The organism is Shewanella benthica KT99, assembly GCF_000172075.1.
Classification (GTDB): Bacteria; Pseudomonadota; Gammaproteobacteria; order Enterobacterales; family Shewanellaceae; genus Shewanella; species Shewanella benthica_A.
In genome coordinates this window covers 1-22,567 of record NZ_ABIC01000055.1, presented here as the reverse complement: position 1 = coordinate 22,567, position 22,567 = coordinate 1, and the positions used below count along the sequence as shown (strand labels likewise).

Below are 22,567 nucleotides of genomic sequence, written 5' to 3'. Positions count from 1 at the left end.
ATTTTATTGAATAAAACTGTAAAATCTGGCCCCATGTTTGCTACAAGGATGGATCCTTGCAGCAAGAGCAATAAACCATAAATAACCATTATACAATGGAAAAGAACTTAGGTTCTTGGGAGCACTTAAATATGAAAAAAACGCTAATCTCTGCATCTATAGCATCAGTTTTAACTCTGGCATCATTCGGCGCACTAGCCGAGGGACCTAACTTCTACGGTCGTCTGGATCTATCTGTGACTGACTCAGATACAGGCGCTACCACTCAAGAAGGCAAAGACGGTACTGTACTGGAAACAAACTTCTCACACGTGGGTGTCAAAGGTAGCGAGACTATCGCTAACGGTTTCGACATCATCTACAAGATGGAATTTCAAGTTGAGAACACTTCTACAAATAAAGACGTATTTAAGGCGCGTAACACGTATTTAGGTCTTAAAACCGAAATGGGTACCGTACTCGTCGGTCGTAATGACTCAGTCTTCAAGCAAGCCGAAGGCGGAATCGATCTATTCGGTAACAGCAACGCTGATATCGACCGTTTGGTTGGTGGTCAGACTCGTGCTGCCGATGGCGTCTGGTACTACTCGCCAAAAATTGCTGGCTTGGTCACGTTGAACGCCACTTACCTAATGGAAGATAACTACACCAACGATGCAAACAAGACTTCTTACGAAGACCAGTATGCATTAAGTGCGACTATCGGTGACAAGAAGCTAAAAGCACAAAGCTATTATGCAGCTATAGCTTACAACACTATCGGTGGCATAGATGCTTACCGCGCCGTGGGTCAAGTTAAGCTAGGTGACTTCAAAGTAGGCGGTCTGTTCCAAAACACAGAAAGCCAGACAAATTCAGATCAAGAAGGTAACTCTTACTTCGTCAACGTATCTTACAACCTAAACGGCGTTAACCTAAAAGCTGAATACGGTAAAGATGAAGCTGGTTTCGGTAAGTACTACAAGAACATCACAGATACCGATGGTTCTGACGTCAATGTTCAGGTGATCACTATCGGTGCCGACTATAAGATCGCTAAATCGACTCTGATATATGGCCACTACGCTATGTACGAAGGCGACCATAAAATAGGTACAGGTACAGTTGACCTAGAAGACGACAACATCTTCACTGTCGGTGTACGTTACAACTTCTAATCGGTGAGCCCATGGCTCTAAAACGATTTAAAATTTAACGTAATAAAAAAGCGACCTGATGGTCGCTTTTTTGTTGCCTTAGAAAAAGAGATAATTAAGAGGGCGGCCTACGAGAACGCAGAAAAGCAGCTACGAGAACGTGACTTCGTCACTGCTAGAACGGCTAGAAAGCGCCTCCGAGGGCGGGCTTCGCCCTGCGAAAAAAAGCTTTAGCTCTTGTCTCGTAGCCAACTTGTTGGCGTCCTAGAAGTGAGTTTACGAACGAACTCGAAGCGTAGCGTTCTAGGAGCGAAGCGTTCTCGCCCCTTGCCCTTTTCTGACTAGCTTATAAACCGACTCAGTCAACCAAGGCACGTCCTTATTCACGAATCTTTGATTATCCATCAGTGCATCATCACAGCTGAGCAAGTCTATCTCGAATGTAGCTGACATATTCGCCATCACCCAATCATTAGACACAGCAAATGGTGGGCCTTTCAGCGCCTCTTGGGGATAATCTAAGGTGATCAACAAGCCAACACTCTTAGGGGGTATGAGTGCAGAAATTTTATCCACATAGGCGAGGCGCATAGATTCGGGCCAAGCGATTAATGCGGCGCGATCATAAAATGCATTTATTTCGGTAAACTGCTCGGGAGCTAAGGTAAATAGATCGCCTTGTAATATGGTCACCTGCTCGGTGGTGAACTTATTAATGGGATCAGACGGCTCAATTTGGTGAGGCAAGTTATTTTCAGAGAAAAACTGCTCGACCGCCTTCTGACTCAATTCACAACCAAGCACATTGTGGCCCTGCTCGGCTAAGTAACACATATCGAGGGACTTACCACACAGGGGAACAAACACATTGATGTCACAGCCAGAGCTATCACGGCCTAAAGCTAATTCTGGCCAGTATTTTATCAATAATGCATTGACCTCACCCAAGTGAAAACCTAGATGCTTTGCATCCCACTTGTCATGCCAAAAACCGGGTTCCATATACCTGTCCTATTATGCCAATTGTATTAATCCGCCTTCGGCCCGGTACCAATAAGTACTCAAAGGTTGAAGAGCAGGAGCTATCATTGGTCGATACTCTAATAGGAACTCGGCTTATGTGTAAAGCCTAGCTTCAATGCTTGGCTTCAGGGCTTGCGAGTAATGCTTGAGTAACAAGGGAGGTAAGATTCAAGCAATAGGCCAGGTCACCCCCATAGATTAGTCAGCATAATCTATCGCCAACAGCTTTTGCGTCTTCCTCAGCCAAGAACAATTATCACATTCACAGTTTCGTCTCGAAAGATGATGCGGTGTGAGGTTAGAGTCGATAAAATCGACGGCGATAAGCAACTGCTGCTTAATCTCTTTCACCGACTTCTCCTCAACCGCGACCAACTCATCATTATGGTTCATCCAGGTACATTCCATGCCTTGATGGCAGTGGAGGCATTGCTCATCGCTGCTATTGAAAAATCCAGCATGGGGGCAAGAGTTCAGCTCCATAGATTGTAGGATACGTTTTCTGGGAAATCCCAGTAATTCAATTAATTGGGCCTTATCCATCTTCGGCATATGCCCTCCTCTTCAATGATGCCTCGCTGCAAGGCTTGAGGCTAATTTATAGTGCAAGCGACTCGTTGTGAGTTAAGCACTTTAATTAACTAAAAGATTACATCCCAAGGTTTAAAGCTGAATTGATTTAGGTCAATAACGGTCCCGAAAAAATGCCGTAGGAGACAAAAACCGATCTAAACAAGCTCACTCGAGAAACTATCTCAACATCAATACCAAGATAGTGGCTTAAGCTGCATGTTGAGAAAAAGCAGCTTGCATAGATTAACTGACTGATAGCGATGAGCCTCGCATTTTATGTGATATTAGATCTATACTGATCTCTCGATCTTACTTCAGCGAATGAGCGTTATCTTCCTCAATGGCCACATCAAAAAAGACGACTCCTGAACCCACTCCTCAACTGCAGCACTTCTATATATCTGAAGAGCAATCCATCTATCTGCTCAAGGCTAACGATGCGCGCAAGCACAGGGCTTGGATAAGGTTATGTAAGCAAGAGTTGCGAAAATTGGACTATGTCGCCTTAGAACTCATAGGTAAAGGCGCCTATGGTTTCGTGTTCGCTGGGATAAATCCTCAGGGTGAGTCCCATGTGTTTAAATTCTCTCGGGTCACCTTGCCACAGAATGTGCAAGACAGGCTGGAAGAGGAAGCCTTCATGCTGGCTCAGGTCAAGCATCCTAATGTTCCACCAGCCATCAAGTTTGCCCATGCCGGTCAGCAAGGAATATTAGTCATGGCTAGGGCACCGGGGGAAGATCTGGAACAGCTCTGCCTCAAACGAGGTGCATTGCCCGCTCATATGGTGATGAGCATCGCCAGGCAGCTTGCCCATGTACTTCAGTATCTTCATCATGGTCGCCCCTTAGTTCACGGAGATATCAAGCCTTCGAATTTAGTCTACGACGTCAAAAATAATCACCTCTCCCTCATAGATTGGGGCTCGGCCGTGTTCGCCCAACGAGACGCTCAAGGGAATCCGGTCAATGGTAACGTCATGGACCTGCTCTCCAGTGACCATCAGCATACCAACGCCAGAATGGGCGATGTCTACTTTATCGGTGAAGAGCAGCTGAGCGGTGCACTGTCCAGTACTCGCTTCGATGAGCAAGGTGTGGCGGCGACCCTTTATGCCATCGCATCCGGACAATCCAGCCGTTTTGGCAGCAAGGTCATTAAGGCCACCTCAATCGGCCTCCCGGTAGAGCTGGCCAGAACCTTAGATGGCATGCTCAGTGATGACCCCGAGCAGCGTAAGCGTGCCGGTGACTACTTCCTCAAGAGTATGCTTCACAGTCATAGACTGCATCTGCCTGATATCCCGAGGCCTGCATTAATTGCAGAGATACCTATTTGGGAGCTCTCTGAAGGCCAAGATGTAGAAACGGTGATCTATAGCTCCAGGAAGTCATTCCTTAGAGAGCACAACACGGAAGATCCCATCGAGAAGATGGACGACCTGCAACTGGAAAAATATTACCGTAATTTCATGGCGGGCATGGGAGACACAGAGAAAGGTTTTATCGCCGCGGTCGGCCGCTTGAGTCAATACTCGATAGTGGGAGGCTTAGCTATCCACTGGCGAGAAACCGGCATTTTTGTCGACTCAAATCTGGCTCTCTACAAGGCCAATGAGAAACAAGCACTAATACTAGCCGTTAATAACATGGTGACTCTGGCCAGAGGTATTCGCCGCATCGGTGTCTTCAAGGCTTGCTTCTTCAATGCCCGGGACACACTCCACCTGGAACGGGAAGATACCAACACACCGTTCGATATCGACCCTGAGCAGCAGCTGCCATTTGAGGTCGGCAGTGCCCCCTCACAGGAAGATAAGTCTCGCCTGCACTCCTACTTCGAAGATGGCAGGGATCCGGACGAAAACCTTGAACTCCCCCCCGAGATAATGACCGAACTGGCCTGGATAAATAGGATCCACCACACAGGCTGCATCATCTTCGAGGTGCAGCCTAATCATATGAAGATCCACAGCTATCTAAGATTACTCAATCCCAAAAAGCTGGCGGCATTTCGCGCCAGTTTAAACCGAATATTGAGTCATGTGGGTAAGATCCCGGGGAAAGGAGTATCTGGATTTATGAAACTCCCCTACAAGAATACGCGAAAATTCAGCCACATAAACAGCAGGGAAGAGTATTTTTATCCGAAAAATCCGAAAATCAGTTCCTAGAAGCCTAGGTTCTAGTTCCTAGGCTCTTTGCCTTCCTTATTTTCATCTTTACCATCCTGGATATGATCAATCTCGGGAAGCTTGTCACTGGGGTCGGGCTTATGCTCGAAGTCCCCATCGAAGGTGTCGCCACCTTCGGGATTTCTGCCCTGACTAGGACCTTGTCCTTGATTAGCGAATGGATTACCGCCTTGAGTGCCCCCCCCCGGACCAAAGCCAGCTTGAAATCCACCATTGGTGGCAACTTTCACCTGCAACCGTTTATAGAGAAAACCGGCGACAGGAATACGAGTGAAGGGCGTCAAGAGCACCAGACCGATAAAATCGGTAACGAACCCAGGGATCAATAGCAGTAAACCGGCGACCGCCAGCATCATACCTTCGACGATCTCTTGCCCGGGAGCCTCACCTAGTGACAGCTTCTGCTGTACCTGCATTAAGGTGCTAAGCCCTTGACTGCGAACCAGAGAGACACCGACGATAGCAGTGAAGAAAACCAAACCTACGGTAGTCCAGCTACCTAAAGATTCACCCACACTGATCAGTACATTCAGTTCAATGACTGGCACCAGAACGAAAATAACGAATAAAAGAAAAAACACACTGACCTCACAAATACTGACGATGAATAAACATTATTTTACCCAATATGAAACCTAAATGGAGGTTTTCGGGTCTATTTTCAAGTACAACACAGGCAATTTCACCAGGGTCGACTGGACGATTCATGGATAAGCTCACTATTTTAGCTATGTCTTAATGCAAGCATCAATTAAAAGTCGTAGAGTATGTCCCTTAAACAGACGTAAACCGCTGCAGAAAATTCATTTTCTCTGAGTGTGATGAAACGAATAGTTTAACCATACTAGCTTACCTGAATATATAAACTGGGTAAATGAAGTGACTCACGCTTAACTTATTACAGTATTAGCACAAAAAAATACCGCTAGTTATATTGATTCACCCTATGTATTAAATGGAAACAAGAAACCAAGCAACCATGAAAAAATTAGTCACCTTAGCTATTTCATTAATTTTTACTTCCCTGCTGTTAACGCCGTTAGCTCACAGCGAGGGGATCTTCAGCAGCAATAAGTTCGACTTCCTCAAAGGTGAACCTAAGTTGATGCGTGTGGATGAAGCCTTCGTCTTCGATTTCAAACAAGAAGATGAGCGCCTCACCGTCAGTTGGGTCATTGCCGATGGCTATTACATGTACCGCGACAAGCTCAAATTTGAAGCCGATGGGGCAACATTGGGTGATATATCGATTCCACGGGGAAAAGATCACACCGATGACTATTTTGGCAAGCAAGAGGTCTATTACTCTTATGTCGAGATCCCCATCACCATCCGAGAGGCTATCGAAGGTGGCACAGTTAACGTCACATTTATGGGTTGTGCCGAAGGCAAGCTATGTTTCCCTCCTACCAAGAAAACCGCCTTACTCAGTAAAGTCGCAGCCAATGACGGTTCACTCACCGGCGAGCTTCCCACAGGTGAGAAACTTGTTGATACGCAAGTCATTACCGACTCGACAAGCTCCCAAGCTCCGGTCACCCAGCAAGATAGCCTGAGCCAGATGTTGTCCGGTGATAGCCTGTTGTGGACTCTGGTCATCTTCTTCGGACTCGGTATCGGCTTGGCACTGACCCCTTGCGTGTTCCCCATGTACCCTATCCTATCCGGGATCATAGTCGGTCAAGGCAAGAAATTATCTACGGCCAAGGCCTTCAGCCTGTCAATGGTCTACGTCCAGGGCATGGCGATCACTTACTCATTGCTCGGACTCGTGGTCGCCTCGGCGGGAATGAAGTATCAGGCCGCGCTGCAACACCCAGCTATACTGATAGTGCTGGCTATCTTGTTCTTCGTCCTTAGCCTGTCGATGTTTGGCCTCTATGAGCTAAAACTGCCGTCCAAATGGCAGGAGAAGATGAACAAGTTCTCCAATAACCAGAAAGGCGGCAATGTGATTGGCGTCTTCATGATGGGGGTGATCTCGGGCCTCGTCGCCTCACCTTGCACTACCGCCCCCCTATCCGGCGCACTCGTGTATGTGGCACAGACAGGTGACCTGCTACAAGGCTTCCTGGCCCTGTATGTGTTAAGCATGGGCATGGGCTTACCTCTGCTGATCATAGGCACTTCAGGCGGTAAATTACTGCCAAGAGCTGGCCACTGGATGGATGTCATCAAGACCGTGTTTGGCTTCCTGCTCATCGCCGTTTCTATCGTCATGATAGGCCGGATCTGGCCGGGGCTAGTCTCAGATATCTTCTGGTCCATCTGGGGAGTCACCTTAGTCGGCTACCTGATGCACCAAAACAAACTCACCGAGTTTAACTGGAAGCAAACGACCCGTGCGGTTCTACTGACCTTGATGCTACTTGCCAGCTTCTCCTACGGCTTTCAGGCTGTGATGACTCACTTGGGTCATCACAGCTCAGGCGCATCGATTGTCTCAGAGCAACACATATCTCATCAGCGCATCAAGTCTCTGGATGACTTGAACGCCGAAGTAGCAAAAGCCGCGGCCCAGGGCAAGCCTGTGATGTTAGATCTCTATGCCGATTGGTGTGTGGCCTGTAAGGAGTTTGAGGCCATCACCTTCAAAGATCCTCAGGTTCAAGCTCGTCTGGCTAACATTGTTTTCCTTCAGGCTGACGTCACCAAAAATGATGCTATCGATATCGAACTGCTGGAACACTATGATGTGCTGGGTCTGCCTACGCTACTGATGTTTGACGCATCGGGCCAGAGCCGGGACGACTTAAGAGTCACAGGCTTTATGAAACCTGCAGATTTTTCCAAGCACTTAGATATACTTCTTAGTCAGTAATACAGAACCTAGGCACTAGATTCTAGAATCTAGTGCCTAGGTTCTTCTCCTCAGCCATAATATTCATTTAAACTTCATCAAATTCTTATACAATAAGAGGTAGTTAACTCAAACCCGTTCAGGAGAAACATGGAACCCGCCATCCTAATCATCACTCTGGCATGTGGCATGCTTGTCAGCCGAGTCGGACTGCCACCTTTGATAGGCTATCTCGTTGCGGGTTTTGTACTATTTCTGTTTGGCATAGATGAATCCAGCCTGCCCCTGCTCGAGCGACTCGCCGAGCTAGGTGTCACCCTGCTGCTCTTCGCCATCGGCCTCAAGTTAGACATCAGGAGCCTGTTTAAAGCCGAGGTTTGGGCAGGATCCAGTCTACACATGATAGGCTCCATGCTATTTTTCATCCCACTGCTTAAGCTCTTAGGCATGATAGGGCTAGATCAAGTCACCGGTCTGGATTTCAATCAGCTCGCCCTGCTAGCCTTCGCCTTGAGCTTCTCCAGTACCATCTTTGCGGTAAAAGTACTGGAAGATAAGGGTGACATGCAGTCTCTCTATGGACGTGTCGCCATAGGTATTCTCATCATGCAGGATATCTTCGCCGTCGCTTTCCTGACGATATCAAAGGGGGAAATCCCCTCGGTGTGGGCCTTAGGTTTACTCCTACTTCCCTTTGCTAAGCCACTTATTTACAAGGCTTTCGACCGTGTCGGTCACGGTGAACTCCTGGTACTGTTTGGCCTGGTCATGGCCTTGGTTCTCGGTGGCTGGTTATTTGAGATAGTCGGCCTTAAACCCGACCTAGGCGCCCTGATCGTCGGCATCTTACTCGCGGGTCACCCCAAGTCTTCTGAGCTGGCAAAGTCCCTGTTTTACTTTAAGGAACTCTTCCTGGTCGCCTTCTTCCTTACCGTAGGTCTCAACGGCCTGCCTAGCATCTCAGACATAGGTCTGGCGACCATCTTAGTGTTAGTGATCCCATTGAAGATAGGCTTGTTCCTCTATCTGCTGACCCGTTTCAAACTCAGATCCCGCACCTCGCTCATGACCTCATTTAACTTAGGTAACTATAGTGAGTTTGGCTTGATCGTCGCGGCAGTGGCCACCAGCAAGGGCTGGCTACCGCCACAATGGATGGTGATCTTGGCTGTCGCCTTGAGCATCAGCTTCCTGTTGGCGGCACCTTTAAATGCCATTTCCAGTCGTCTATATCAGCAATACCAAGGCCAATTACAGCAGCTTGAAAAGCATCCTCTTCACCCTGAAGATCGCCAGATCCCAGTAGGCAATCCACGCTTTTTAATCTTAGGCATGGGACGAATAGGCAGCGGTGCCTATGATGAATTAGCAGCCAAGTTTGATGGCGAAATATTAGGCATAGAACATAAACAGGATCTGGTCGACTATCATAAGAGCCTAGGGCGTCACGTGGTTCAAGGAGATGCCTCGGATACCGATTTTTGGGAGAAACTCGAACACGCTCCCAACCTGGAACTGGTACTGCTAGCCATGCCTCACCATATAGGTAACTTGTTTGCCGCCGAACAACTACGCAGGCTAGATTATCAGGGTAAGCTAAGTGCCATCGTGCAATATACTGAAGATGGGGAGTCTTTAAAGGAGTCTGGCGTCCATAGTATCTATAACCTCTATGAAGCCGCCGGTGCCGGTTTTGTCGATCATGTGGTCAACGACCTGCTGCCAGAGTCCCATGTAGCTCGGTCTAACGCCGAAGAGATCAAGAATAAGAGTTAATGTACACTCAAGAAAACTGGCATTGTATACATCATCCTAACAACCTAGTGTGGTATTTCCTATCTGCATAAGATGGGAAATACCTTGTTGAACGAAGCCGCTATGCGGCAGAAAGATAAAACCATCTCTATCTCCCCATCCTAAATACTTACTAGTGCAATAAGGCGTATTGCAGCCTACTTTGATTGTTGTCCCGATAATCTCACCACTGATGATTTGAAGCGCTATTTTGCTTCTTTAATCGATTCACAAATGATGCAGGTGCATATTCGTGATGCTAAAGGCGGCAAGGACAGATTCGTCCCCTTGCCTAAACGTACCTTGCAGGCACTGCGATATTACTGGCAAACCCATCACCATCCTCGTTTTCTGTTTCCTGGTAAAGATGGTAAGCCTGACTCATTGATAGACAAAGGCGGTATTCAAAAGGCGCTAAAACGGGTTATCGGAGAGTGCAACATTCACAAATCCATCAGCCCTCACAACCTACGTCATAGTTATGCGACACACCTGTTAGAGCAAGGTCTCGATTTACGTTCGGTGCAAACCTTACTCGGCCATAACAGCCTTAACACTACCGCTCGTTACACCAGACTGACTCAAATTACCCGCAAGAACACGGTAAAGGCTATTAATCAGTTAGCAGCACTGTTTAGTGCTGAAATGGGAGTGTGGCGCATGAAGTTCATCGACATTTTACGCGACCATCTTGATGAGTTTAACCAGCGATACGAGCAACAAATCACTACGACTATACGACAAGCGATTTATGCTATGCTCAGTTGCCAAAATAATACTCAGCGCACCAGTCACTGGGCGTGTCAGAGCTGTACTCATACCGCTGACTTTCCGCTTTTATGCGGTCATCGCAGTTGCCCCCAGTGCCAGCACAACACCACGCAAGACTGGCTTACTAAACAACAAGCTAAACTCCTCCCCGTTGAATACTACATGGTCACTTTCACCTTACCTTTTGAGCTTAGAGTCATTGTAAAACATCAACCAGAGTCGATGTGTCAAGCCATGTTCTCGGTGGCGGCGAGTGTACTGAAAGAGTTTGCACACAACTCAAAGCAACTCGGTGGTGACATTGGTTTTACCGGCGTATTACACACTCACAACAGACGCAGAGACCTCCATCCTCACATCCATTTCATCATCCCTGCTGGCAGCTTTAACAAAGACAAAAAACAGTGGCGCAAGAGCAAAGGCAAGTACCTGTTCAACGCCTTCAACCTTGCCACAGTGTGGCGAGCACGGTTACTAGAACATCTGACACATAAACTGGATATCCAACTACCAGCATCAGTCCCCAAGAAATGGGTGGTCGACTGTCGACATGTGGGTAAAGGTTTGCCGGCGCTTCAATACCTGTCACGTTATCTTTATCGCGGCGTTCTTCCCGATAACAACATCATCAGCGACATCGATGGCCAAGTCAGTTTTTCCTATCAAGACAGTCAAACCCAGGTCAGTAAAACCCGCACGTTACCAGCGGCTAAATTTATTTATCTGATCTTGCAACATGTACTACCCAAAGGCTTACGACGAGTAAGAGACTATGGGCTACTTCGAGGGAATTGCAGCCAACTTAGACAACAGATCCAGCTCATGCTGGCTGTTGCAGGCGCGGTATTTCCGTTAGTAGCAAAGGTAAAACGAGCTTTAGCGACACGAACTTGCCCCTGCTGCCATCAGCCGATGTGCTTTATGGGTATACATCAAAATGGTTTAGGAAACAGCCGACCGACAAGCTTAACGATCACAGCCTAACGCCACTGTTTAAGCTGGAAGTATAAGGATAATGTATTAACTAAAGAGGAGGGATTTACACAGCAGGCTGATATTAAACAAGTTAAATGATTGGTCATTAGATCAAGGCAGCGTGCTGACTAAAACAAAATATGCGTCCTATTATGGCCTCAAGCATAACGAACCCTCGCTCAGCTATTTGCTTAATAAAGAGTATGACTAAACCCCGACCTCGGGCTTGTTCAACACTTGGGATAAGGACGCGGCTGCGCGCGGCCTATCCTTATACGTTATGAACCAAGCCAATACAGACTTAATCCAAAATAATATAACCACTCTCTGCGCTTTAGTTACGCTATCCACCACCTTAGTCACCTCTCCTTCAATTGCCGCTGCCGATCGTTGGCAAGACCACACCATCTTTGAAGTAAATAAAGAAGCCCCCACGCCAGCTTTTTTCCATACAGCTCGGTCAGCAAGGCCACTAAAGATGAGTATCGTAACAGTAGCAATTTTTTGGATCTCAACGGGATCTGGCAATTTCATTACGCCAAAAACCCTAAGTCTGCGCCGTCCGACTTTGCCAGCGCCTCCTTCGATGAGTCAGGCTGGAGCACTATTGAGTTTCCCGGCAACTGGGAAACTCAGGGCTATGGCCATGCCATCTACCTGGATGAACGCTACCCCTTCACTACGACCTGGCCAAATGCGCCAAGACCCCAGCCGAATTTGATATCTCTGATTATTTGACAGCGGGTAACAACCTGATCGCCATGAAGTTCATCCGCTGGAGCGATGCCAGTTATCTTGAAAGCCAAGATATGCTGCGTATGAGTGGCATAGAGAGAGGTGTTTATCTTTACGCCACCGAGCCGCAGAGAATTGTCGATATCGATGCCGTCTTGGTTATCCGGCGCCTTCTCGGCCGTGATCGCCGCCTTTATCTGCGCTCTGGTGTTTAAGAATGTTAACACTAAGGCGATCAAGATTGGTCTGGTCTTGCTTAAACAAGGTCATTGCTATTTTTCTCATCACATTAAAAGCAAGCGGACCTCGGCCTTTACGGAACCGTGATTCATCTTCTCTGAATGTCATCTCTAACACCCAATGCATACTTTCTACTTGCCAGTGATTTCGCACAGAAGATAACGCCTGCTCTGCATTTAAATCTAATGAGCTAATGTACCAACGTGTTTCAGTGGTCTCTTTACCTGTCGTTTTTTCATGTACGTCTGATGTCACTTTGATAATGCTTTTTAAGCCAACCCACTGATATTTATTATTTAACCAACTTTTATTAACCAGCACTTGCTGACAACGTCTTGTTTCAATTCGCCCTGTAGACCAGAATGATGACCTTTAAGCGCTAGAATATAATCAGCCTTTTGCTTAACGATTAGCTTTGCTATCTCTTTTTGACATCCCATAGCATCGAGCGTGATGATGCTGACAACTCCAGGCGCTCACAGTATGAAGTGCAGTTTTGCCGTCAATGGCAATGACATCGCAACCAGTACCTTCTAGGAGAGAAGAAATCCAAGCTTGAAAAGCTTTCTCTATTTCATCCGCTTTTAATCGGCAGATAACACGGGCAATAGTGTCATGCCGAGGAATACCTGCTTTAAAAGGACGATACTGAAGAAGCCAATCAAGCTTTAGATGTCCAAAGTTTTCAATGTCTTCCCATCCTTCAGAGCCTGACATAACCGCACTTATAGCGAGTAAAATAATATCTAATAAGTTATGTTTTTTACAACGCTCAATACGGGGATCCGCAATCGAATCAAAATGTTTTAAAAAAGTAGCAGTCATTAACATCACCAAAAAAGAGTATTTGGTGATCTGATCGCTACTTGAGCATAAAGTTCAATTTATAATGATCTTGCCGTGCACAGAGACATAAGGGTTAACCTATAAAAAGGGTAAAAAAACACTATAAACGGATTAATTAATCTATTTTGCATAAAAATGTCGAAAAAACTCCGTTACAGCCTTGGCTTACTCATGCTATAAAAACCTATGTAATATTTATTTACACATTTAGCAGGCAATACACCAAACAAGTAAAATAAAGCGATCAACAAGTGCCGTATTTAAACGCCTGCCTCATGGCAGTTATTGAGCAAACAATTTATAAGAGAAGCTTTAAAGCATGTCGAACCCCGCACAGCGCGCGAACAAATTATTTGTGCAAACCTTTGGCACAACAGCAGACGATCTTTACCTGGCTCCAGGCCGGGTGAATTTGATCGGAGAACATACAGATTACAATGACGGCTTTGTCTTGCCCGCCGCCATCAATTTCCATACGATCCTCGCCGTAAAGCGTCGGGATGATGATCTCTATCGCGCCGTATCCGACGCCTTCCCCGGTGAAATAAAAGAGTGGACCTTCGGTCAAGAGGGCGCCATGAATCCTGATGATGGCTGGGTTAATTACCTAAAAGGTTTTACTGCAGCCATGGCAGCAGCCGGACTCACGGCGAAAGGACTCGATATCTCAGTGGTTAGCAATGTGCCCTTAGGTGCAGGCCTCTCATCATCGGCGCTTAGAGGTAGCCTTCGGCACCGCTGTCAATGATTGCAGCCAGCTTAGGCTCTCCCCCCTCGCCGTAGCCCAGATTGCTCAGCGCGGTGAAAATCAGTATGTAGGCTGCGCCTGCGGTATCATGGATCAGATGATCAGCGCCCTGGGCGAGCAAGATCATGCCCTACTGATAGATTGTGAAGACTTAGACAGCGAGCCGGTACATATTCCCGACAGCCTGAGCCTTATCATAGTTAACTCAAATGTTCAGCGCGGACTCGTCGACTCTGAATACAACCTAAGACGCGAGCAATGTAAAGAAGTCGCCGATCACTTCGGCGTCGAAAGCCTCAGGCATGTAGAACTCTGCAAACTTGAAGCCGCGAAATCTGAGCTGTCCGGTGTCTGCTACAGACGAGCACGACACGTGCTGACCGAAAATCGCAGAACGCAACATGCCAGCCATGCATTAGAAGCGGGCAATATAGCTAAATTAAGCAAGCTGATGGCCCAATCCCACGCCTCTATGCGTGATGATTTCGAGATCACTGTGCCCGAAATCGATACCTTAGTCGACATCATCTCACTAGTCATAGGCGACCGTGGCGGTGTGAGAATGACAGGTGGAGGCTTTGGTGGTTGTATCGTTGCCTTAGTGGATCATGCCTTGACCGATGCTGTGGTCGAAGCGGTTGAGAGTCAATACGCAACAAAAACAGGATTAGAGGCCACAGTTTACCTGTGTTCGGCCAGCGCTGGCGCGACCCGAGTAGATGAAGAGGTTTATTAACAGACTAAGGTTATTAGAATTCAGGGCCTAAGAAGCGAAATCTTGGCTGCACATAATTCAATTTAAGGATATCCCATGGTACGTTTTCGCCCGCTAGACTCCTGGACCGATCCTCGCGGAGGTCAAATTGAACGAGTCAGGATAGATAATGGCATCATAGCCATGGAAGTGTTGAGCTTAGGCGGCATCATACGTTCCTTGTGGACTCCAGATCGTCATGGCGAGCGAGGTAATATCGTGCTTGGCTGTGACTCCATCGAAGATTACCTCAAACAAGACGCTCACTTAGGTGCTATTGCCGGCAGATATGCCAATCGCATAGCCAATGGCAAGATGAGTTTCGGTGAAGATGAATATCAGTTAGATATCAATCATGCGAATCATTGCCTCCATGGAGGGAGCGAGGGCTTTAATCGTAAACACTGGCATATGGGTCAACTCCCGGATGGCATTCGCCTTAATTTAGTCAGCCCCGATGGCGATATGGGCTTCCCGGGGATCTGTAATGTGCAGTTAGATTATCGATTGGTGGGAAATAATCTCTATATGGAGATCTTCGCCGCCGTCAACAAGCCTTGTCCCATTAGCTTGACTCAACATAGTTATTTCAATCTTGAGGGCAGTGATTCCACGAGTAACGCAGAACATCAATTACAGATAGATACCACCAGCATGCTCACTCTGGACGACTCAGGTATTCCTACAGGAATGATAGATGCTTCGGGTTCTCTGCTGGATTTTCGCCGACCGAAAATATTCTCTATCGTCCAAAATGATGAAGAATTGGTCTCCACATCCGGAATAGATCACTGCTACCTAACTAACGGTTCAGGCTCAGAAATGACTCGATTTGGCTGCCTCAGCGCACCTGAGTCCGGTAGAAGTATGACGCTATATACCAATCAGCCCAGTGTGCAGATTTACGGGGCCAATCACCTTGAAGGTAACTCAGGCACGTTAAAAGCACATCACGCCATCTGTATCGAGCCCCAACAACTTCCCAACGGTGCCAATCAGCCCACTCTGGAGGCCGATCCCTGGATAAAACCAGCAGAGGTGTACCACCATATCAGTCGCTATGAATTTAAGACGTTTTAAGCTAGAAAAGCGCCTAGGCTTTAGGTGCTAGGTCCTTACAGCGGACAAATTATTAGACAATTTATTCTTCGAGCCCGCCGGACCAGTCATTAGCAAACTCTCTGTCCAGGCTCTCAGAGCCAGGCTCATTATCTGATGAGGCCGCATCGACCTCATCTCGCTTTTTTGATTTAGCCTTTGCCTTGGTAATGAGAGGCTTATGCTTAGTCGCATTCGCGTCGACCCAACCCTGATGCTTCTCCATAAATTCTGAACGCGCCGAGTCCCAGGCTGCACCATAGGCATCTTCGGCAGCCTTGATTTTTGCCTTATCGAGATCATGCAGATTACCCGATACTATCTCTTCGGCATACTCGATAATCGTATCTCTCACCGCATTATAAAGATAAATACGACCCGCTTTAGCTTCAGGAAACTGCTTATCATGAATGACAATTGCATTGCCTCGAGCCGTTCTTAATTCGCCATACCATACTGGTGTTTTTGTTGTGTTATACATATATGCCAATACCCTTAAATCAACACATTTTTAATATCTCAGTTAATATCGAATTTAGCTTAAAGACTCAATTATTCAAGTTTTTTTGTGTGAAAATAATTTAATCCACAATAAATAAACCACGGAAACCTATAAGCTATAGTGAACTAGCCTGATGGCAGTTATATTTCGGCTATATTACAAAAAACATTTCAATCAGACTCTTCTCCATGGACCGATAACACTATTTTTCCTCTGTGCCGACCCGATTCCATCAGTTGATGCGATCCGACACTGTCTGCAAGAGAAAATCGAGCCGATATATTTGGCACTAGCTTATTGCCACAGGATTCACCATCTCGAGTTAGCTCCAGTAATGGCCAGACCTTTTGCCGTAACTCTGCAGCTATATTGGCCTTACTGAGGCCTCAATGTTGAGTCTGTCCAGGTGATCCGCTTAGCCATTCCTAAATATGTCCACTTGCGCCTGTGACCCTCTTTGCATGGCCACAGACACCATGCGCCCATCGACGGCTAACGCCTTCAAATTTGGGTTGATAAAATCGCCACCGGCGATATCGAAAACCAAGTTCACCCCCCCCAAAGTTTGAGGTGTATTCCATCACAGGTTGCACACAACCTTCCTGATAATTGAGGGCTAAATCGGCCCCCCAGACTCAGACAATAGTCACCTTTTTCATCGCTGCCCGATGTGGCTATGACTCTGGCTCCGAATGCTTTAACTAAGGCTATCGCCGCGCTACCAATCCCGCCTGAACCACCATGAATAAGCACGGTTTCTCCAGATTGCAAACCCGCTCGCATAAACAGGTTACCCCACACGGTGAAGAAAGTTTCCGGGATGCTCGAAATCAACATGAAGATAATCTAGGGGTAGCGAGGTGTTAAGCATAGTCAGTTTAGAATTCTATTTATGATTTGTTATACATACACCCGTTAATGAATCGAATCAATAGATTCAAAATGAGAGATTTCCATCTATTAACTCAAGCTCTCTATAATCAGTAAATGCTTAACAAGCAAACTCTAGTTTATTATTAATTTTAAAATCACATAAAACTCAGTTAGTTAAACAAAACCGCTATAAATTAAATCTCACCTCGAACAAAAAACGATCACCTTTACATTGTATATTATATCCCTTACCTATATTGTTACCTTTTTGTTACACCATCACCTGAGGAAAGTGTTGCATAGTCGGATGTCATGCATGTGGTCACTTCTTTATATCTACAACACTAACAAGATCTGCTCAGCAGACAGTTAACTCCTAGGCCAAATAGGCCTCTGGAGCAATCAAGAATAATGGAGACCCCATGAAACTTAACACCCTGGTCGTCGCACTTGGCTTGGCAACAAGCTTCAGTGTAATGAGTAACACAGCGAGTCATGACGAGACTAATCTAGCCTCGAATCGGCTCTCAGCATCCTTAACTTCACCCACACTAGCATCGAGTCTAGTCTCAGCCCTGACTCGAACCGGCTCTCCCTGGGCCAACACAGAATCTGCATCGGCCTTCGCATCGGCCTTCGCATCGCCGGGCCCAGTCGGACTCAGTGGCCCTATGGCCGCTACCGATTGCAGCGCATTTATCGGTCTCAGCGGCAATGAACTGGTGATTGAACTTGCGAGCTCAGATCCTCAATGTGTCAGCCCGCTCTACAACCTGAAAGGCCCGGATGCCACTGCGCTATTTAGTGAGTCTACTATGCGCACTGTCGCCGCAGCCGTGCGTGACCGTGCAACTGGCTATACCGGAGTAGATACCACAGGTATCGAGTCGTTGATCTATTTTCAACGCGCCGCACTCTACGTGCAGTTCTATAGCCCCAGCGATGTACCAGCCTACTCGAGCGCTGTTAAGTCTGACATCAAGACTCAAATAACAGCCCTGTTCAATAATGGCAATATCTGGACCGTATCTACGGAGAACTCTGGCGTACTGAAGGAAGCTCTGATCCTTATCGATTCCATTGGACTCGGCGCCGACTTCAATCACATCACTAAAGAGGTGCTTAGCCGCTTTGATGCCAGCTGGGAAGTTAACTTCGGCATGAATGCCGCCGCGAACTCGGTTTTCACTACCCTGTTCCGCGCCCAGTGGGATGAGCCGATGAAGGCACTGTTTGCCACTGACCATAGCATTCTCGATGCCCTAAATAGCTTCCAATTAGCCAATCGTCACCTGGTGGGTACCGATGCCGAATATGTGCTGACCAATGCCGTGCGTGAGATGTCTCGTCTGTATCACACCCCTGAGATGAAGAGCCGAGTCAGCACCTTGGTCAAGGCAGTACTCGACAGCAGCAGTAAGAACGATGCCTCGAAAGTGATCTGGATGGCCGCCGCCGAGATGGCCGATTATTATGATCGCAGTAACTGTAACTATTACAATATCTGCGGTTTCAAGGCGCAGCTGGAGGCTGAAACACTGACCTTCAACTGGGAGTGCTCTTCAACATTGAAGATGCGCGCTCAGAGTATGTACCGTGATCAGGCGAATTGGGCATGTGGTGTGCTCGGTAACCAGGAAAATTACTTCCATACTAAGTTGGCCACTAACCGCACTCCGGTCGCAAATGACAATAACAACGCACTGGAGCTGGTCGTATTCGACAGTTCGAGCGATTATCAATCCTATGCCGGTACCTTCTTCGGCATCGCCACCAACAATGGCGGCATGTATCTGGAAGGCTCACCAGCTGGTCTTAAGAATCAGGCGCGTTTTATCGCCTATGAGGCCGAGTGGCGCAGACCCGATTTCCACATCTGGAACCTACAACACGAATACGTACATTACTTAGATGGACGCTATAACCTCCATGGTGATTTCAGTCGTGGCATCTCGGTCGACACCATCTGGTGGATCGAAGGCTTAGCCGAATACATCTCTTACCGTGACGCCAACACTAGGGCAATCACCTTAGGTGAAACCGGAGAGTTCCCACTTTCAACCATATTCAACAATAACTACAACTCGGGTCAGGACCGTATCTATCGCTGGGGCTACCTGGCAGTGCGCTTCATGTTTGAGAATCATAAAGCCGATGTTGATCAGATTTTAGCCTACCTAAGGAACGATCAATACACAGAATATCAAAACTTTATGGACAATATCGGTACTCGATATGACAACGAATGGGCAGGCTGGCTGACCAGTGGTTTAAGTACCGTCGATAACGGCATAGTCGATCACGGTCCATCCGATGCGGCCTCTCTAGCGAGTGGCACAGAAGGCAATTGGGCTGGTCCGGTTTCGAGCATAAGTAAGGACTACTCGCCATGTACAGTGACCAATGAAACCTATCGCTACACGCCTGATGCATCTTTGGTTATAGATCAGCCCATGGAGTGTATCGACTCACAAGATGGCAGAGCCAGCTTTGCCTTCGCCAACGTCGACCGAAGCAACCAGACCCTATGGATCAAGACGGGCGGCGGTTGGGGCGATGCCGATATCTATTACAGCACCACAGGTTGGGCGAGCGGTGAGGTTAATGATGGTTTCGGCATAGACAATGGTAACCATGAGGTGATACAGGTCACCCTGAATCCAAATGAGTATTGGCATTATATAACCCTCTCCGGTGACTTCGGCGGACTCGACCTCTTAATGAGCACAACTGAGGTGTTTGCCGATCCCGATCCGGCTCAAGGCGGTGGAACCACTCCGAATCCAGATCCAGCTCTGGACTGTGGCGCTGCGACCATGAGTTATGGCCAACTGACATTCGGTAAAGATGAATGTATCAGTGGTGGTAGCAGCAGCTTCTATGTTTATGTCGAGGAAGATAATACTCAACTGACCATCACTACATCGGGTGGAACCGGCGATGCGAGCCTGTATTACAACGCAGATACCTGGGCCGATGCTAACAATGCGCACGCCCGCTCGACTAATGCGGGTAACCTGGAGTCGATTCAAGTGACGGCGAACAGAGGCTGGCGCTACATAGTGGTCGATACCGATAGTGAGTATAGCGCCACGACCATCAAGGTTAGTTTAGGTGGCGGCACTATCCCGCCTGTGACACCACCAGCGAACGCTAATATCGATGATGCCTGTCAGACACTCAACCCAGTCAGTGATGGACGACTCACATCCGCTGAGGCGCTCTGTAGCGCCGATGGTGCGAATTACTACAGCATGTGGATCTATGCAGGTAGCACTGAACTTACCGTAAGCACAGGTCATGGAACTGGCGATGTGAGCCTATATGGTGGCACTAGCTGGCCGAGTGCTCAGTCTAATTCGGCTTCCTCTACTAATGCTGCCAGCACCAGTGAGTCTTTCACTGTGAATAACCCGAGTGAAGGTTGGTATTACATCACCTTAGAAAGTGAAGTCACCAGCTCAGGTGTGGCCATTCAGGCAGATCTGAAGTAACCAATGAACAGCCTAGCTCTTAGATCTTAGGGGCTAGGTTCCTTATACCATTCCGCGTAAATATCTGATCATTCAGCGGGAGTTCAAAGCGCTGTAGGCAAGGCGAATGTTTGAAGTTAATAGTTATTCTCGGCAACAAGCTCCTGCGTTGCTCTACCTCCTGCATCCATGCAGTCGTATATCGAGAACATTCAACCTAGCATAAAGGGCTTTGAAACCCGCACTGCGTGAGGCTCTCAGTGTTTCCACTTCGGTGTTACATTGACTTAAAAGGGAATAACCATTTCCTCATCAATGCGCCTTGAATTGAAAAAACCGAGAGTCTCTGAACTGACCAGATACTTATATGGAATGGTATTAATCATCAGGAGTTGTGATGAAAAAATATATTTTGACCTTAGCCATCCTATTTTCTAATACCGCTTTCGCTACCGATAATAATGAGATCAGTCCGTCTCATCGAGCGGCAGCCCAGGCTGTACTCGATGCAACCTTAGCCCAAGACGTGATCCCCCAAGCCATGTATCAACTCAAGGCTAGTTATGCTCATCTGGTTAAAGATCTGCCCTTAAAGAGAGCACATAGAGAGATTGAGACCCGTTACAGGGAGCAAGCCTTCGAGCTTGCTAACAAGCGACTCAACTGGGAACGGATCCAGCCTGAGTTTATTGCGCTCTATACCAGTACTTACCAGGAGCGAGAGCTTAAAGATATCGCCGCCTTCTACCGCACCGCGACAGGCAAGAAGTACCTGAGAAATATGCCAACGACCCTGAGGCAATCCAGTCTCATAGTGCAAACAGAGATGAGAGAGATCAGGGGTGAGTTTAACCAGATTGTGACTCAACTCGAGCTCGCTACTGGCATTGAAAAATCCCATATTAGCCAGTCGACTAGCGGTCAGCAACACTAGCTGTCTCTATCCCAAGTTTAAAAAGCTATACAAACGCCACATAAAGCAACATATTACATGCTTATGTACCTCACTCAATACGAATGTACAGGCGCATGTATTATTATTATGAGAGATACGCACGGGTCCACAGTAACAGCAAACCGCAAGCTTACGACCAGCAAAATGGCTAAAATTACGGCTAAAAATAAAAACTAGAAGAAAGGAGTAATACTTTCGGGTAATAATAATTTCGTAAAAAGTAAGCGCAAAGATCTATCCCAGCTATCACAGTCTCGATTAAAGGTCATAAAAAACCCCGCCATAGCGAGGTTTGAGAGTCATGCAGAAGAAGTACATTTTTAAATAAACCGTCTGCTAGAACGGGATATCATCATCCCAACCGTCATCAAGATCTGGGGTGAAATTCTGTTGCGGCGCAGCCTGTTGTGACTGAGGCGCAGGACGCTGCTGTGGATCCGCTTTAGAAGCCGCCTGCTGTGGTGCTTTTTGCGCTTCTTGCTGAGGCTTGGGCGCATAAGCTGGAGCCTGCTGTTGTGGTGCAGCTTGTTGCTGACCACTATCCTGCTGAGTAGGTTTTTGCTGTGTTGCCTGCTGCTGACTGCCTTGCTGCTGTTGAGGCGCCTGCTGTTGGTAACCACCAGACGATTGCTGCTGAGCCTGCTGTGAACCATAGTCACCTTGCTGTCCGCCACTTTGACCACGGCTATCGAGCATCTGCATCTCATGAGCATTGATCTCAGTCTTATAACGGTCTTGACCCGTTGCTTGATCTTGCCACTTACTGGTCTGCAATTTACCTTCGATATAAACTTTTGAACCTTTCTTCAGGTACTCGCCTGCAATTTCAGCTAAGCGACGATACATGACAATATTGTGCCACTCGGTGCGCTCTTGTTGTTGACCTTGTTGGTCTTTCCAAGACTCACTCGTCGCCACTGTAAAGTTGGCTACGGCATTGCCATTTGGCATGTAACGCACTTCAGGGTCTTTCCCTAAGTTACCGACCAAAATCACCTTATTGACACCACGACTGGCCATTGAAATCTCCTGAGATATTCTTACTAATTACTGTAAATTTGTGCCTGCTCGAAACAC

12 protein-coding genes and 6 pseudogenes are annotated in these 22,567 nt (G+C 47.3%); 11 read left to right on the top strand and 7 right to left on the bottom strand.

Going from position 1 to position 22,567, the window contains the following annotated elements:
• The first annotated feature begins 131 nt into the window (after nt 1-131).
• Complete coding sequence (locus KT99_RS17670) at nt 132-1,157, top strand: porin (RefSeq protein WP_040572175.1); 1,026 nt, start codon at nt 132-134, stop codon at nt 1,155-1,157.
• A gap of 282 nt (nt 1,158-1,439) precedes the next feature.
• Here KT99_RS17670 and KT99_RS17665 read toward each other — a convergent pair whose 3' ends face one another.
• Nucleotides 1,440-2,138 carry a thiopurine S-methyltransferase gene (locus tag KT99_RS17665; protein WP_005502835.1) on the bottom strand — a complete coding sequence of 233 codons (699 nt, stop codon included), beginning with the start codon at nt 2,136-2,138 and terminating at the stop codon, nt 1,440-1,442.
• 219 nt (nt 2,139-2,357) lie between these two features.
• On the bottom strand, nt 2,358-2,711 hold the full coding sequence (locus KT99_RS17660) for a hypothetical protein (RefSeq protein ID WP_005502833.1): 354 nt from the start codon (nt 2,709-2,711) through the stop codon (nt 2,358-2,360).
• 361 nt (nt 2,712-3,072) lie between these two features.
• Here KT99_RS17660 and KT99_RS17655 point away from each other — a divergent pair, with 361 nt between their 5' ends.
• Nucleotides 3,073-4,905 (top strand): protein kinase domain-containing protein, encoded by a 1,833-nt coding sequence (locus KT99_RS17655; RefSeq protein WP_005502828.1) that lies wholly within the window; start codon nt 3,073-3,075, stop codon nt 4,903-4,905.
• Nucleotides 4,906-4,916: 11 nt separating this feature from the next.
• Here KT99_RS17655 and KT99_RS17650 read toward each other — a convergent pair whose 3' ends face one another.
• Nucleotides 4,917-5,507 (bottom strand): FxsA family protein, encoded by a 591-nt coding sequence (locus KT99_RS17650; protein WP_040572172.1) that lies wholly within the window; start codon nt 5,505-5,507, stop codon nt 4,917-4,919.
• Nucleotides 5,508-5,905: 398 nt separating this feature from the next.
• On the opposite strand from KT99_RS17650, the gene KT99_RS17645 reads away from it, so the two are divergent.
• The 5 genes and pseudogenes from KT99_RS17645 to KT99_RS21140 all read left to right on the top strand — a co-directional run bounded on the left by KT99_RS17645 (nt 5,906) and on the right by KT99_RS21140 (nt 12,216).
• Nucleotides 5,906-7,747, top strand: a complete 1,842-nt coding sequence (locus KT99_RS17645) for a protein-disulfide reductase DsbD (RefSeq protein WP_040572171.1) — start codon at nt 5,906-5,908, stop codon at nt 7,745-7,747.
• Between the two features lie 129 nt (nt 7,748-7,876).
• A complete protein-coding gene (locus KT99_RS17640) occupies nt 7,877-9,502 on the top strand; it encodes a cation:proton antiporter family protein (protein WP_005502825.1) in 1,626 nt (541 codons plus the stop codon).
• A gap of 252 nt (nt 9,503-9,754) precedes the next feature.
• A pseudogene (locus KT99_RS23050) lies at nt 9,755-10,042 on the top strand (tyrosine-type recombinase/integrase); the annotation flags it as partial.
• Between the two features lie 138 nt (nt 10,043-10,180).
• Nucleotides 10,181-11,288, top strand: a pseudogene (locus KT99_RS17635) (IS91 family transposase).
• A 482-nt stretch (nt 11,289-11,770) separates the two neighbouring features.
• A pseudogene (locus KT99_RS21140) lies at nt 11,771-12,216 on the top strand (sugar-binding domain-containing protein).
• A gap of 34 nt (nt 12,217-12,250) precedes the next feature.
• On the opposite strand, the pseudogene KT99_RS21135 reads toward KT99_RS21140, so the two are convergent.
• Nucleotides 12,251-13,066 (bottom strand): annotated as a pseudogene (locus KT99_RS21135) (ISAs1 family transposase); the annotation flags it as partial.
• A gap of 340 nt (nt 13,067-13,406) precedes the next feature.
• Here KT99_RS21135 and galK point away from each other — a divergent pair.
• Nucleotides 13,407-14,571, top strand: a pseudogene (gene galK, locus KT99_RS17610) (galactokinase).
• 75 nt (nt 14,572-14,646) lie between these two features.
• Nucleotides 14,647-15,669, top strand: coding sequence for an aldose epimerase family protein (locus KT99_RS17605; RefSeq protein WP_005502811.1), 1,023 nt, complete (start codon nt 14,647-14,649; stop codon nt 15,667-15,669).
• Nucleotides 15,670-15,730: 61 nt separating this feature from the next.
• Here the strand turns inward: KT99_RS17605 and KT99_RS17600 are convergent, their stop codons facing one another.
• Both KT99_RS17600 and KT99_RS21130 read right to left on the bottom strand, forming a co-directional pair.
• Nucleotides 15,731-16,168: a hypothetical protein gene (locus KT99_RS17600; protein ID WP_005502809.1), complete on the bottom strand. Its 438-nt coding sequence runs from the start codon at nt 16,166-16,168 to the stop codon at nt 15,731-15,733.
• Between the two features lie 191 nt (nt 16,169-16,359).
• Nucleotides 16,360-17,029, bottom strand: a pseudogene (locus KT99_RS21130) (zinc-binding dehydrogenase); the annotation flags it as partial.
• 455 nt (nt 17,030-17,484) lie between these two features.
• Here KT99_RS21130 and KT99_RS17590 point away from each other — a divergent pair.
• The gene (locus KT99_RS17590; RefSeq protein WP_005502803.1) at nt 17,485-20,556 is read left to right on the top strand and encodes a M9 family metallopeptidase; all 3,072 of its coding nucleotides are present in this window, start codon (nt 17,485-17,487) and stop codon (nt 20,554-20,556) included.
• Between the two features lie 376 nt (nt 20,557-20,932).
• Nucleotides 20,933-21,469 carry a DUF2059 domain-containing protein gene (locus KT99_RS17585; protein WP_005502802.1) on the top strand — a complete coding sequence of 179 codons (537 nt, stop codon included), beginning with the start codon at nt 20,933-20,935 and terminating at the stop codon, nt 21,467-21,469.
• Nucleotides 21,470-21,826: 357 nt separating this feature from the next.
• Here KT99_RS17585 and KT99_RS17580 read toward each other — a convergent pair whose 3' ends face one another.
• Nucleotides 21,827-22,510 carry a single-stranded DNA-binding protein gene (locus KT99_RS17580; protein ID WP_005502800.1) on the bottom strand — a complete coding sequence of 228 codons (684 nt, stop codon included), beginning with the start codon at nt 22,508-22,510 and terminating at the stop codon, nt 21,827-21,829.
• Nucleotides 22,511-22,567: the final 57 nt, after the last annotated feature.

Bases quoted from the DNA above. Each gene is read 5' to 3' on its own strand.
- KT99_RS17670 (WP_040572175.1), top strand. From the start codon at position 132: ATGAAAAAAACGCTAATCTCTGCATCTATAGCATCAGTTTTAACTCTG.
- KT99_RS17665 (WP_005502835.1), bottom strand. From the start codon at position 2,138: ATGGAACCCGGTTTTTGGCATGACAAGTGGGATGCAAAGCATCTAGGT.
- KT99_RS17660 (WP_005502833.1), bottom strand. From the start codon at position 2,711: ATGCCGAAGATGGATAAGGCCCAATTAATTGAATTACTGGGATTTCCC.
- KT99_RS17655 (WP_005502828.1), top strand. From the start codon at position 3,073: ATGGCCACATCAAAAAAGACGACTCCTGAACCCACTCCTCAACTGCAG.
- KT99_RS17645 (WP_040572171.1), top strand. From the start codon at position 5,906: ATGAAAAAATTAGTCACCTTAGCTATTTCATTAATTTTTACTTCCCTG.
- KT99_RS17640 (WP_005502825.1), top strand. From the start codon at position 7,877: ATGGAACCCGCCATCCTAATCATCACTCTGGCATGTGGCATGCTTGTC.
- KT99_RS17605 (WP_005502811.1), top strand. From the start codon at position 14,647: ATGGTACGTTTTCGCCCGCTAGACTCCTGGACCGATCCTCGCGGAGGT.
- KT99_RS17600 (WP_005502809.1), bottom strand. From the start codon at position 16,168: ATGTATAACACAACAAAAACACCAGTATGGTATGGCGAATTAAGAACG.
- KT99_RS17590 (WP_005502803.1), top strand. From the start codon at position 17,485: ATGAAACTTAACACCCTGGTCGTCGCACTTGGCTTGGCAACAAGCTTC.
- KT99_RS17585 (WP_005502802.1), top strand. From the start codon at position 20,933: ATGAAAAAATATATTTTGACCTTAGCCATCCTATTTTCTAATACCGCT.
- KT99_RS17580 (WP_005502800.1), bottom strand. From the start codon at position 22,510: ATGGCCAGTCGTGGTGTCAATAAGGTGATTTTGGTCGGTAACTTAGGG.